This window comes from Micromonospora sp. NBRC 110037 (assembly GCF_001652995.1).
GTDB classification, from domain to species: Bacteria; Actinomycetota; Actinomycetes; order Mycobacteriales; family Micromonosporaceae; genus Micromonospora; species Micromonospora chalcea.
In genome coordinates, this window is record NZ_BBVA01000008.1 from 207,831 (window position 1) to 220,273 (window position 12,443).

Genomic DNA, 12,443 nt, shown 5'->3' on the forward strand with positions numbered 1-12,443 from the left:
CCGGTCAGCGCTTGTGGACGGCGTGGCCGCCGAACTGCTGGCGCAGCGCGGCGACGGCCTTCATGGCCGGCGAGTCGTCCTGCCGGGACGCGAACCGGGCGAACAGCGACGCGGTGATGACGTTGAGCGGCACGGCGAGCCGTACCGCCTCGTCCACGGTCCAACGGCCCTCGCCGGTGTCCTCCGTGTAGCCGCTCAGCTCGGCCAGCTCCGGGTCCTCGTCCAGCGCCCGGTCCAGCAGGTCGAGCAGCCAGGAGCGGACCACGGTGCCCTCGCGCCACGACTTGAACACGCCGGGAACGTTCGTGACCAGCTCGGAGGCGGTCAGCAGCTCGTAGCCCTCGGCGTAGGCGTGCATCAGGCCGTACTCGATGCCGTTGTGCACCATCTTGGCGTAGTGGCCGGCGCCGACCGGGCCGGCGTGCACGAAGCCGAACTCGCCCTCCGGCTTGAGCGCCTCGAAGATCGGCATCAGGCGCTCGACGTGCTGCTGCGCGCCGCCGACCATCAGCCCGTACCCGTTCTGCCGGCCCCAGACGCCGCCGGAGACGCCGACGTCGATGTAGCCGATGCCCTGCTCGTTCAGCCGCTCGGCACGCGGGGCGTCGTCGCTGAACCGGGAGTTGCCGCCGTCGATGATGATGTCGCCCTCGCCGAGCACCTCGGCGAGCTCGTCGATGGTGGCGTCGGTGACGCCGGCGGGAACCATGACCCAGACCGCGCGGGGCGACTGAAGCTTCTCGGCCAGCTCAGTCAGGCTCGCGGCGTCGCTGATCTCCGGGTTGTGGTCGAAGCCGACCACCTCGTGCCCGGCGGCGCGCAGCCGCTCCCGCATGTTGCCGCCCATCCGGCCGAGTCCTACCAGGCCGAGCTGCATCTGCTCCTACCTCCGTACGTCAGGGTCGTGCTGCCTGCGATCAGCGGGACACGCGGATCGGCATGATGAGGTACCGGTACCCCGGTATGACCTCGCCATCCTCGCCGGCCGGGGAAATGACCGCGGGCTTGAACGCGTCGACGAACCGGAGCAGGGCGTGCTGGGCGCCGAGGTTGGACAGGCCGTCGATGAGGTACTGCGGGTTGAAGCCGATGGTGAGCGGCTCACCGGTGAAGGTGGCCTCCATCGCCTCGCTGGCCCGGGCCTCCTCGGTGCCGCCCGCCTCCACCACGAGGCCGTCGGCGCTGAAGCTGAGCAGCACGGGGGTGGTGCGCTCGGCGACGAGAGCGACCCGCTTGACCACCTCGATGAGTGTGGCGACGGCGACGCGGGCCTCGGCGTTGTGGTCGGCCGGGAACAGCGAACGCACCGGCGGGTAGTTGGCGCCGTCGAGCAGGCGGCTGGTGGTCCGGCGGGTGCCACCGGAGAAGCCGATCATGCCTTCGCCGGCGCCGCCGGAGGAGAGCGCCATGGTGACGTGGCCGCCGAGCGGGCCGAGCGCCTTGGCGGTGTCGTGCAGCGTACGGGCCGGCACCAGCGCGTTGAGGCTGATCTCCGGGTCGTCCGGGTTCCACTCCATCTCGCGCAGCGCGAGGCGGTATCGGTCGGTCGCCAGCATGGCCATCGTGCCGCCGCTCAGCTCGAGGCGTACACCGGTCATCATCGGCAGCGTCTCGTCGCGGCCGGCGGCCACCGCAACCTGGGCCACGGCCGTGGCGAAGGCCGCGGCGTCGACGGTGCCCGCGCTCTCCGGCATCTCCGGCAGCGTCGGGTAGTCCTCCACCGGCATGGTGGGCAGCGTGAAGCGGGCGCTGCCGCAGACCAGCTCCAGGTGGGCGCCGACGGCGGCGATGTCCACCGGCTTGGCCGGCAGGGCCTTGGTGATCTCGGCGAGCAGGCGGCCGGAGACCAGGGCGGCGCCGTCCGCGTCACCCTGCACCTCGACCGTCACCTGGCTGGAGACCTCGTAGTCGAAGCCGGAGACCTGCAGGTTGCCGTCGGTGACGCGGAGCATCACCCCGGCCAGCACCGGTACGGAGGGCCGGTTGGGCAGGCTCTTGGCGGTCCACGCGACCGCCTCGGCGAGCGCGTCGCGCTCCACTCGGAACTTCATCAATGCCTCCGCGTCGACGTCAGCGACAACTCTCTCATGCCGACCGCTGCCACCCGTCCCGCCCGACCGTGCGGGTACCCATCGCACCTTAGGGCGCGCGGGCATCGGCTGTGCGCCCGACCCCGTGGATCCAGGTGCCCGGGGTGACTGCCGACGGCAGCGCTCCGGCCCGATCCACAGGAAGTCCAACGGTGATGATTGGTTTTTGTTGTTTAGAAGAGATAACTCATCGTCTTCATCGCACCTGTGCAAACTGTGGAGAACCAACGTCTGCGCAGGTCAGACACGTTATCCACCGGTGGTTTGGCTGTGGAGAACCGGGGGTAAAACTCGTGTCCCGGTCCACAGCCCCCGCCAGCCGCCGGGTTTTCCACGGCTGTCCACCGGTTGTCCACCGCTAATCCACCGGTTTTCTCCCCAGCGCTGTGGACAGCGCCGACAGCGTCGACCGCCTTAATCCCCAGAACCTTCAACAGCTCGCCCACAGGCGACCTGTCATCTGGGGACAACGTGATCGTCATCCCCAGGCGTCCACAGCCTCGTCCCCAGGAGTTGTCCACAGTCTGTGGGTAACCGGCCGGGTGCGGACGGTGGTTGTCCACTGCCTGTGACACAGGGGCTGTGGACAAGGGGCACGAGCTGTGGACGAACACAGCGCCGATCCTGGGCCCTCCACCGGGTCGAGGGTCAACGAACCCGTGCTGTCGGCTTGCCGTCAGCCGCCTGTCGGCGTCCGCTGGTCACCTTCATCACGTCAACAGGGCGTCGACACGAGCCTTCCTCGGCGCGCCGCCCCCGTCCCCGCCCGCCCTCCGGCTCCCGCCTCGCACGTGTCGACCATGAAGTTGGCGGCAGTTGGCGCCCGGTTTGTCGCCGTCAACCTCATGATCGACGCAAAGTTTCGGTGGGGCTCGGGGCCCCGGGCGACTCGTGCGAGGCCAAGCCCCGGCTCCGCAGAGATCTTGGAAGGCGAGGGCCCCTGTAGCGGCCGTTTCCTTCCAAGATCTGCGGTCGGGGTCCGTGCAGACGCTGGGTGAGGCGCTCGGGTCGGCGGACTCCTGCGCAGCAGCCCCGCCCTGTTGACCAAGGAGTTCGGGGCAGGAATGACGTGTCTTCCCGACACAAACTCCTTGATCACCGCCGGAGCCGCCGGACGGGCAGTGCGCGGGCGGCGCGGAGCAGGGTCAGGTGTTCTGCTTGATGCGGTTGGTCAGCTCGGCGATCTGGTTGTAGAGCGAGCGCCGCTCCGCCATCTGCTGGCGGATCTTGCGGTCCGCGTGCATCACTGTGGTGTGGTCCCGGCCACCGAACGCCTGCCCGATCCGGGGCAGCGACAGGTCGGTCAGCTCGCGGCACAGGTACATGGCCACCTGGCGGGCGTTGACGAGCACCCGGGACCGGGAGTGGCCGCGCAGGTCCTCCAGGCTCACCCCGAAGTAGTCGGCGGTCGACACCATGATCTGGTCCGCGGTGATCTCCGGGCCGGCGCCGTCCGGGATGAAGTCCCGCAGCACCTCCTCGGCCAGCGACAGTTCGACCGAGGAACGGGTGAGGCTGGCGAAGGCGGTGACCCGGATCAGGGCCCCCTCCAGTTCGCGGATCGAGTTCGACACCCGGGAGGCGATGAACTCCAGCACGTCCGGCGGTGCGAACAGCCGCTCCTGGGCGGCCTTCTTCTGCAGGATCGCGATCCGCGTCTCCAGGTCCGGCGGCTGGATGTCGGCGAGCAGGCCCCACTCGAAGCGCGTACGCAGCCGGTCCTCCAGCGTCGCGAGCTGCTTCGGCGAGCGGTCGGACGTGATCACGATCTGCTTGTTGGCGTTGTGCAGCGTGTTGAAGGTGTGGAAGAACTCCTCCTGCGTCCGTTCCCGGTTCTCCAGGAACTGGATGTCGTCGATCAGGAGGATGTCCACGTCCCGGTAGCGGCGCTGGAACGCGCTGGTCTTGTCGTCGCGCAGCGAGTTGATGAAGTCGTTCGTGAACTCCTCGGTCGAGACGTACCGGACCGAGCGGGCGTTGCCGAGCGTCGTCGCGTAGTGCCCGATGGCGTGCAGCAGGTGGGTCTTGCCCAGTCCCGAGCTGCCGTAGATGAACAGCGGGTTGTACGCCTTGGCCGGCGACTCGGCCACCGCCACGCTCGCCGCGTGCGCGAACCGGTTGGACGAGCCGATGACGAACGTCTCGAACATGTACTTCGGGTTGAGCCGGTTGCCGCCGCTCTCCGTACCGCCGGGGAGCCTGCGGTCGGCCTGGCCGCCGCCGGGACGGTGGTGATCGGCGCCACCGCGGCCGGGGCCGTTGTCGGTGGCGCCGTCGCGGGGCAGGCCGCGCATCGGCCCCGGGTCGGCGGCCGGGTTCTCCCGGTAGCGCGGCTCGTAACCCCCGGCGTCGGGAGCGGACGGCTCGATGCGCGTGCGCTCGTCGAAGGCGCGGCGCTCGGGCGCGGCGCGCAGCGGCTCGGCGAACGCGGCGCTGAAGAGCGTGTCCTGCGCGTCCCGGCCGGCGGGGATCAGGTGGGGCCGGCCGCCGTCCGCGGTCCGCTGCCGGGGCGCCGGTTCGTCCACCTGCTGTTCCGGGCGGGACTCGGCGTAACCGGGCTCGGGGCGGGAGTCGGCGTAGCCGGGCTCCGGGCGGGGCGACGGGAAGGTCGGGGCGGCCTGGTCGAAGCCGGGCAGCGGAGCGGCGCCGTCGTGCTCGGGGAGCGGTTCCGGGCTGCTGCGGTAGACGGTGCCGGCCGGGCGGGCGCCCGGGTCCTCGGTGACCCGTACGGTGACGGCCACCTGTATCGGCCGTCCGAGCCGGCGGCTCAGCGCCTCGGTGATGGCCGGGCGGAGCCGTGACTCGATCACGTCGCGGGTGAAGGCGTCCGGCACCGAGAGCAACGCGGTGTCCTCGACGATCGCCCGCAGCCGGGTGAGCCGGAGGTACGCCCGTTGCTGCGCGGAGATGATCTCGTCGGCGAGTTCGTCGGTGGTCGCCGTCCACACCGCGGCCAGGTCGGTCGCTCCGGTCACCGTCGTGCCACCCCCTCGCCTGCTCCTCACGCCCGCCCGGACGGCTGACCGGTCGTCATCCACAAGTTATCCACAGCCTGTGTACCGACCGATTGTGACCGCCCACCGGACGCGGGTCGGACCTGCCCCCCTCGATCCACGGAGGCGCTGAAGCGGGTTCACCGTGCCGAACGATTCAACAGCGTGTCCGGTCTTGCCGATCGGCGACAAACCCCGGACCCCCGACGCCGACCGCAATCGGGCACGCTAACAGCGCGGACCCCACGCCATCAACCGGCGACACCCTGACGACGTTGGCAACATCAGTGAAAACCGCCCCTTCGGTCGTCGTTCCGACGCAGGTCGGACGCCCGAGTGTGACGTTTGACGGTCATTGCGCCCCTGCGTAGGCTGGAGCGGCTGCTCTCTCGCCCTCTGCTAGGGTGATTGATGCTTGCTGTCCGTGGCTGTCACCTCGCATCGCCGGGGAGCGCGTCACGGCAGCGCCGATCGGAGGTCACCGACAAGGTGGCCTGGACCAGCACACGACCCCGGGCGATCCGCCGCGCGGGGCGTACGACAACGGAGAGCCTGACGTGAGCAAGCGCACCTACCAGCCGAACAACCGCCGGCGCGCGAAGACCCACGGCTTCCGGCTGCGCATGCGCACCCGTGCCGGCCGCGCCATCATCGCTACCCGTCGTTCCAAGGGCCGCGCCCGCCTGTCGGCCTGAGGCCGACAGGTCCGGTCCGGGGACGTGGGCAGTCGTGCTGGCCGCCGCGCAACGACTGCGGCGCAGTAGCGACTTCGCCGCAGCGGTTCGCGGTGGCCGACGCGTCGGCCGTGGCGCCGTCGTGGTCCACCTGACCATCCCCGAGCCGATCGGCACCACCGCGACACCTTCGCCGGAGCCGGCGCGGACCAGCGGTGCGGAGACCTCCGCACCGAGCCGCGCCGGCTTCGTCGTGTCCAAGGCCGTCGGCGGCGCGGTGGTCCGGAACAAGGTCCGCCGCCGGCTCCGGCACCTGGTCCGCGAGCGGCTGGCCGAGCTGCCCGCCGGCACGACCCTCGTGGTACGCGCGCTGCCGGCAGCCGCCGACGCCACGTACACCCGGCTCGGGGCCGACCTCGACGCCGCTCTCGCCGCCGCGCGCTCCCCCCGGGGACGGCGGTCGCGGTGACCGGCCCGACCGCGACTCCGTCGCCCACAAGCGGTGCCCGCATGCTGCTGGCGCCTATCATCGCGTACCGTCGGTGGATAAGTCCGGCTCTGCCGGCCCGCTGCCGGTTCTACCCGTCGTGCAGTGCCTACGCCGTGGAGGCGGTGTCCCGGCACGGTGCGCTGCGGGGCGCCTGGCTGACGGTCCGTCGGCTGTCGCGCTGCCATCCCTTCCACCCAGGTGGACACGACCCGGTTCCGGAGCCGGGCGACCGCCGCCGTGCCGACGTGACTGGAGCCTGAGTGTTTAGTCTCGACTGGATCTACTACGCGATCTCGTGGATCCTGCTGACCTGGCACTCGGCCTGGGACGCCATCGGAGTTCCGGTCGGGGCCGTGATCGGTACGAACTGGGCCTGGATCCTCGCCATCATCTTCCTGGTGGTGACGGTCCGGGTGATCCTGTTCCCGGTCTTCGTCAAGCAGATCAAGTCGCAGCGTGCCATGCAGGCGCTCCAGCCGAAGGTGAAGGAGCTCCAGGAGAAGCACAAGGGTGACCGGGAGACGCTCCAGAAAGAGATGATGGAGCTCTACCGGAAGGAAAAGGCCAACCCGCTCATGGGCTGCCTTCCGATGTTCCTCCAGATCCCGGTCTTCCTGGGCCTGTTCCACACGCTGCGCCGCCTCAGCCCGGACAACCAGGGCAAGACCCTGTACGGCTGGACTGTCGACCAGTTCAACAGCGCCTCGAACGCGACGCTCTTCACCGCGCCGATCTCCGGCAAGTTCGGCTCCACCGCGGAGGAGCTCAGCCGGCTGGGCGCGAACACCGGCACCGTCAAGGTCGTCGCCGGCATCCTGGTGATCATCATGATCGCCACCACCTACCTGACCAGCCGTCAGATGATTCTCAAGACCGGCTGGGCCGAGGACCCGCAGCAGCGCATGGTGCAGCGCCTGATGCTCTACGGCATCCCGCTGTCGCTGCTGATCTCGGGCGCGATCTTCCCGATCGGTGTGATCATCTACTGGGTCACCAACAACCTCTTCACGCTCGGCCAGCAGCAGTGGGTGCTGCGGAAGTTCCCGCCGCCGCCCACCGCGAAGAGCACCACCGCCGCCAAGAACACCGGCGGCAAGGGCCCGGTGCAGCCGGCCAAGACCGGTGGCCTGTTCGGCCGCAAGGCGGCCCAGCCGGCGGCGAAGGCCCCGGCCGCGGCGCCGAAGGTGGCCGGGCCGAAGCCGGGCGCCAAGCCGGTCAACCCGAAGAAGGGCGGCAGCCGGCCCGCCAAGCGACAGGGCTGAGTTCCACCGGGCCACCGCCGCGACACCGGCGGTGGCCCGTTCCGGTCACGTGCTGCCATCCGAGGAGTCGGCGCCGGGCCGGAATCGCCGCGCGACGCGCGGCCGCGGGCGAAACTGGCCCGTACAGACGTGCCCGAGGGCAACCGGCGAACCTCCCGCCGGCCCCGGGAGACCAGCGGACCCCCGAACGGTCCGGCCGAGCGAGTACGGAGATGAGACCCGTGACCGAGACCAGCATCCCCAGCGCCGACCAGTCCCTGGACGAGGAGACCCCCGTTACCGCCGCCACCGAGACCGAGGACGCCTCGGGCGAGGCCCGGGAGAAGAAGGCCCCGGCCGACAGCGACCTGTTCCGGCAGAGTGAGATCGCCGCCGACTACGTCGAGGGTCTGCTGGACATCCTCGACTACGACGGCGACATCGACGAGCTGGTCTCCGGCGGCCGTCCGGTAGTCGAAGTGGTCGGCGGACGGCTGCAGAACCTGGTCGGCCAGCGCGGCGCGACCCTGGAGGCGCTCCAGGAACTGGCCCGGCTGGCCGTGTTCCGCCAGACCGGCACGCCGAGCCGCCTGCTGCTGGACGTCGGCGGTTACCGGGCCGCCCGGCGCAAGGAACTGGCCGCCGTGGCGAAGAACGCGGTCGAGAAGGTCAAGGAGCACGGTGAGCCGGTGCGCCTGGAGCCGATGTCCGCGTTCGAGCGCAAGTGCGTGCACGACGTGGTGAACGCGATGAGCGGCGTGGAGAGCGAGTCCGAGGGCGTCGAGCCCAACCGCCGCATCGTCGTCCGTCCGGTGACGGACTGAGGTCCGTGATCTCCGACGAGACGACGGCAGGCGCCGTGGCCGGCCCGGGTGGTACGCCGCCCGGGCCGTCGGCTGTGCGCCCCGATCCCACAGTCGACCCGGTCTTCTCCGACGACGACGGGCCGGCCGACCCGGCGTACCCGGAAAGGGCCGCGACCGACCCCGGCGAGCCCGCCTTCTCGGCCGAGCCGGCGGTGGTGACCGGGGTCGAGCCCGCCGACCCGGCGATGGACGTGATGCCCGCGTTCTCCGGCGAGCCGGCGGCGGACGTGGCACCGGTGGCCGCGGCTGCGGCGGCCGACCCGGTGTTCGCGGAGCCGGCGGAGGACACGCCATCCCCTGTGGACGGTGCGGAGTCGACGGCCGTCCCCGATCCGGCGTCCGCGACGCTGCCGCCGGAACTGGCGGAGGCGGCCCGCGCGCTCTTCGGCGACCGGCTCGACCTCGCCGCCGCGTACGCGGAACTGCTTGCCACCGACGGCGTCGTGCGCGGTCTGATCGGCCCCCGCGAGACGCCGCGGCTCTGGGACCGGCACCTGCTCAACTGCGCGGTGGTGGCCGAGCGGATCCCGGAGGGGGCGAGCGTGATCGACGTCGGCTCCGGCGCCGGACTGCCCGGCCTGGTGCTGGCGATCGCGCGTCCCGATCTCACAGTGACGCTCGTGGAGCCGCTCGCGCGGCGTACCTCCTTCCTGATCGAGGCGGTGCAACGCCTCGGCCTGACCCGCGACGTCCGCGTCTTCCGCGGGCGGGCCGAGGAGGCGGCGGCCGGGTCGCGGGACCGGGAGCCGCTCTCCGCCGACATCGTGACCGCCCGCGCGGTGGCGCCGCTGGACCGGCTCGCCGGTTGGTGCCTACCGCTGCTGGTCTCCGGCGGCCGCCTGGTGGCGCTCAAGGGCGCCTCGGCCGCCGAGGAGATCGCCGAGCACACCGAAGCGGTGGTACGCCTCGGCGGCGGCACGCCGGAGCTGCACCGGTGCGGCGACGGGGTGATCGAGTCCCCGGCGACCGTGATCGAGGTGGTCCGTGAGCGCGTGGTGAACCCGCGCCGGGCCAAGAAGCCGAAGCGGTCGCGTGGCGGCCGCCGTCGTGGCGACCGCTGACCGAAACGGCTGTCCGGACGCCCACCCGGTCGTTGGACCGGGTGGGCGTGACGCGATCGATCACAACCCGACATGGACCCACCGCGCCCGTCGGCCGTAGGCTGACCGCGCGTCGATAGTGTGGAACGGCGGTGCCGGGCGGCACCCGAACCCGATGGTTCCCGCCGAGCCGACCACGCCGGGCGAGGGCCCGGTATTCGATTCGACGGGTGCGGACCGACCATCCGGAGCGGGTAGGGATGACAGGTGCATGACGACGGCAGGTACGACGATCCACGGTTGACCGGGCCCGGAGGGAAATCCCCCGGCCCCGTTTCACGTGAAACCAACTACCGGGAGTGGACGGTGAACGAGCCCCGCGATCCGTCCGCCTCTTACCCGCCGGCCGAGCCGCCGCCGCAGCGGCGGGACACGCCGCCCGCCGGTTCCGTACGGCCCGTCTCGTCGGCGCCGGCGAACGTCCCGCCGGCCCGTGACCCGCTCGACCCGGCAGACGGCCCGGCGAACGCGCCGACGCCGCGACCGGCCGCGGTGCGGGCGAACGTCGCGGTGCCCGCTCGCTTCGAACCCCAGCCGCCCGTCTCGGCCGTGCCGCACCAGGCCGCTCCCGAGGTCACCGTGACGCCGTCCGACACGCCACAGGCGAGCGGGTACGGCGATGAGGTAGACGCCAGCACGTACGTTTCACGTGAAACCCCGACGCGCGAAGAGGATGATCCACCGTTGGCTATGGAGGCGATGCGCGCCGTGCAGATCCTGAATCCCAGTGGCGAGGTCACCATGCCCCGCCCGGACCGGACCCGGGTGATGTGCGTCGCCAACCAGAAGGGCGGCGTGGGTAAGACGACCACCACCGTGAACCTGGCCGTGGCGCTCGCGCTGCACGGCAACCGGGTGCTCGTGGTCGACCTTGATCCCCAGGGCAACGCCTCCACCGGTCTGAACGTCCCGCACCACACCGGCGTGCCCGACGTCTACGACTGCCTGATCGACAGTGTGCCGCTCGAAGAGGTGGCGCAGGCCGTCGAGGGCATCCCCAACCTGTGGTGCGTACCGGCCACGATCGACCTGGCGGGCGCCGAGATCGAACTGGTCTCCGTGGTGGCCCGGGAGTCGCGCCTGGCGCGGGCGATCGCCGCGTACCCGGGGCACTTCGACTACGTCTTCATAGACTGCCCGCCGTCGCTCGGCCTGCTGACCGTCAACGCGCTCGTCGCCGCGCAGGAGGTGCTGATCCCGATCCAGTGCGAGTACTACGCGCTGGAAGGGCTCAACCAGTTGATCAACAACATCAACCTGGTGCGCCAGCACCTCAACCCGAAGCTCGAGGTCTCCACCATCCTGCTCACCATGTACGACAGGCGCACCCGGCTCGCGGACGCGGTGGAGCAGGACGTCCGGAACCACTTCGGCGACAAGGTGCTCCAGGCCGTCATCCCGCGCAACGTGCGTGTCTCCGAGGCACCGAGCTACGGCCAGTCGGTGATGACCTACGATCCCGGTTCGCGGGGAGCCACGAGTTACTTCGAGGCCGCCCAGGAGATCGCGGAACGAGGCGTCAAGGAGCCGGTGAGCCGGAATGCGTAGTGCGGAGATGTCGCTGGGAGGCGTCGCATGAAGAACCGTCCCCGCGGCGGACTGGGCCGAGGGCTCGGCGCCCTCATCCCCACCGGACCGGTACCGGGCGCCGAACCGGCGGCCACCGAACCGGAGTCGTCGGCAGTTGCCGCGTCGCCCTCGGCTCCGGTCGCAGGCGCGACCGCCGCCATCACCGGCGGTGTCGGGAGCACCCCGTCGCCGGCCGTCGAGCCCGAGTCGCACCTGAGCCCGGTGCCCGGCGCACGCTTCGCCGAGATCCCGGTCGACGCCATCGTGCCGAACCCGAAGCAGCCCCGGCACGTCTTCGACGAGGAGGCGCTGGAGGAGCTGAAGACCTCGATCCAGGAGGTCGGCTTCCTCCAGCCGATCGTGGTCCGCCAGCTCGACACCGAGAAGTACGAACTCGTCATGGGTGAGCGGCGCTGGCGCGCCGCCCAGGCGGTCGGCCGGGAGACCATCCCCGCGATCGTCCGGGACACCAAGGACGACGCGATGCTCCGGGACGCGTTGCTGGAGAACATCCACCGCGCCAACCTGAACCCGCTGGAAGAGGCGGCGGCCTACCAGCAGCTGCTGGAGGAGTTCGGCGCCACCCACGAGGAGCTGGCCCGGCGGATCGGCCGCAGCCGCCCGCAGATCTCCAACACCATCCGGCTGATGAACCTGCCGGCCGCTGTGCAGCGCCGGGTCGCCGCCGGAGTGCTCTCCGCCGGTCACGCCCGGGCACTGCTCAGCCTCGACGACGCCGAGGCGCAGGAGCAGCTCGCCAAGCGGATCGTCGCCGAGGGCATCTCCGTACGCGGTGCCGAGGAACTGGTGCACCTGGCGCTCGCCGAGGAGCCGGCGAAGACGGCCGCCGCGAAGCGCCGGCCGAAGCCGCACGCCCCGGCGCTCACCGATCTCGCGGACCGGCTCTCCGACCGGTTCGACACCCGGGTGAAGGTCGACATCGGCCGGAGCAAGGGCAAGATCACGATCGAGTTCGCCACCGTTGACGACCTGGAGCGGATCGTCGGGATCATCGGCATGGACGGTGAGGAGCAGCCCGAGGCGTAGCCGTCAGAGGTTGTCCGGCCGGCCGCATCGCCCGCGAGGGGTGCGGCCGGTTCTCTTTCTCCAGGACGCGGTTTCGGTTGCGAACCGTCTGCTGCTGCCCGCGCGAGGGCGTGGCCGGCTCGGCGTCCTTCCCGCTGGTTTCACGTGAAACGAGAATGCCGGTGCCCGGTGCCCGGTGCCCGGTGCCCGGTGCCTGGTGCCCGGTGCGCGGTGGCGCGGTGGCGCGGTGGCGCGGTGGCGCGTGGCGAGGGGGCGCGGGTGACGCGGTGGCGTCGTGGCGCGGGTGACGCGGTGGCGTCGTGGCGCGGTGGCGCGGTGGCGCCGTAATGCGGGTGGCGGGGGTAGCGGTGGTAGCGCGGTGGCGATGTGCCGA

Annotated in this window: 11 protein-coding genes; 8 read left to right on the forward strand and 3 right to left on the reverse strand. The window is 71.1% G+C overall.

The window, feature by feature from the left end; translation table 11 throughout:
* Positions 1–4: 4 nt before the first annotated feature.
* The 3 genes from gnd to dnaA all read right to left on the reverse strand — a co-directional run bounded on the left by gnd (position 5) and on the right by dnaA (position 5,065).
* Complete coding sequence (gene gnd, locus A4R25_RS23170; protein WP_064448048.1) at positions 5–877, reverse strand: phosphogluconate dehydrogenase (NAD(+)-dependent, decarboxylating); 873 nt, start codon at positions 875–877, stop codon at positions 5–7.
* Between the two features lie 40 nt (positions 878–917).
* A complete protein-coding gene (gene dnaN, locus A4R25_RS23175) occupies positions 918–2,051 on the reverse strand; it encodes a DNA polymerase III subunit beta (RefSeq protein WP_043327678.1) in 1,134 nt (377 codons plus the stop codon).
* A 1,184-nt stretch (positions 2,052–3,235) separates the two neighbouring features.
* On the reverse strand, positions 3,236–5,065 hold the full coding sequence (gene dnaA, locus A4R25_RS23180; RefSeq protein ID WP_064448049.1) for a chromosomal replication initiator protein DnaA: 1,830 nt from the start codon (positions 5,063–5,065) through the stop codon (positions 3,236–3,238).
* A 575-nt stretch (positions 5,066–5,640) separates the two neighbouring features.
* Here dnaA and rpmH point away from each other — a divergent pair.
* From rpmH to A4R25_RS23220, 8 genes are all read left to right on the forward strand, one after another.
* Entirely contained in the window at positions 5,641–5,778 is a 138-nt protein-coding gene (rpmH, locus tag A4R25_RS23185; protein ID WP_018788530.1) for a 50S ribosomal protein L34, read from the forward strand.
* A gap of 34 nt (positions 5,779–5,812) precedes the next feature.
* Positions 5,813–6,226 carry a ribonuclease P protein component gene (rnpA, locus tag A4R25_RS23190; protein ID WP_043327680.1) on the forward strand — a complete coding sequence of 138 codons (414 nt, stop codon included), beginning with the start codon at positions 5,813–5,815 and terminating at the stop codon, positions 6,224–6,226.
* A 41-nt stretch (positions 6,227–6,267) separates the two neighbouring features.
* The gene (gene yidD / locus A4R25_RS30795) at positions 6,268–6,507 is read left to right on the forward strand and encodes a membrane protein insertion efficiency factor YidD (RefSeq protein WP_091567651.1); all 240 of its coding nucleotides are present in this window, start codon (positions 6,268–6,270) and stop codon (positions 6,505–6,507) included.
* Positions 6,508–7,509 carry a membrane protein insertase YidC gene (gene yidC, locus A4R25_RS23195; protein ID WP_043327681.1) on the forward strand — a complete coding sequence of 334 codons (1,002 nt, stop codon included), beginning with the start codon at positions 6,508–6,510 and terminating at the stop codon, positions 7,507–7,509. It abuts the gene before it with no gap.
* Between the two features lie 212 nt (positions 7,510–7,721).
* Positions 7,722–8,312 (forward strand): R3H domain-containing nucleic acid-binding protein, encoded by a 591-nt coding sequence (locus tag A4R25_RS23200; RefSeq protein WP_030499504.1) that lies wholly within the window; start codon positions 7,722–7,724, stop codon positions 8,310–8,312.
* Between the two features lie 236 nt (positions 8,313–8,548).
* On the forward strand, positions 8,549–9,415 hold the full coding sequence (gene rsmG / locus A4R25_RS23205; RefSeq protein ID WP_197494959.1) for a 16S rRNA (guanine(527)-N(7))-methyltransferase RsmG: 867 nt from the start codon (positions 8,549–8,551) through the stop codon (positions 9,413–9,415).
* A 246-nt stretch (positions 9,416–9,661) separates the two neighbouring features.
* A complete protein-coding gene (locus tag A4R25_RS31580) occupies positions 9,662–11,002 on the forward strand; it encodes a ParA family protein (RefSeq protein WP_082931112.1) in 1,341 nt (446 codons plus the stop codon).
* A 27-nt stretch (positions 11,003–11,029) separates the two neighbouring features.
* A complete protein-coding gene (locus tag A4R25_RS23220) occupies positions 11,030–12,070 on the forward strand; it encodes a ParB/RepB/Spo0J family partition protein (protein WP_064448052.1) in 1,041 nt (346 codons plus the stop codon).
* Positions 12,071–12,443: the final 373 nt, after the last annotated feature.

Coding starts and splice junctions, on each gene's coding strand:
- rsmG (WP_197494959.1), top strand. CDS start 8,549: ATGCCCGCGTTCTCCGGCGAGCCGGCGGCGGACGTGGCACCGGTGGCC.
- gnd (WP_064448048.1), bottom strand. CDS start 877: ATGCAGCTCGGCCTGGTAGGACTCGGCCGGATGGGCGGCAACATGCGG.
- A4R25_RS23220 (WP_064448052.1), top strand. CDS start 11,030: ATGAAGAACCGTCCCCGCGGCGGACTGGGCCGAGGGCTCGGCGCCCTC.
- dnaN (WP_043327678.1), bottom strand. CDS start 2,051: ATGAAGTTCCGAGTGGAGCGCGACGCGCTCGCCGAGGCGGTCGCGTGG.
- A4R25_RS23200 (WP_030499504.1), top strand. CDS start 7,722: ATGAGACCCGTGACCGAGACCAGCATCCCCAGCGCCGACCAGTCCCTG.
- yidD (WP_091567651.1), top strand. CDS start 6,268: ATGCTGCTGGCGCCTATCATCGCGTACCGTCGGTGGATAAGTCCGGCT.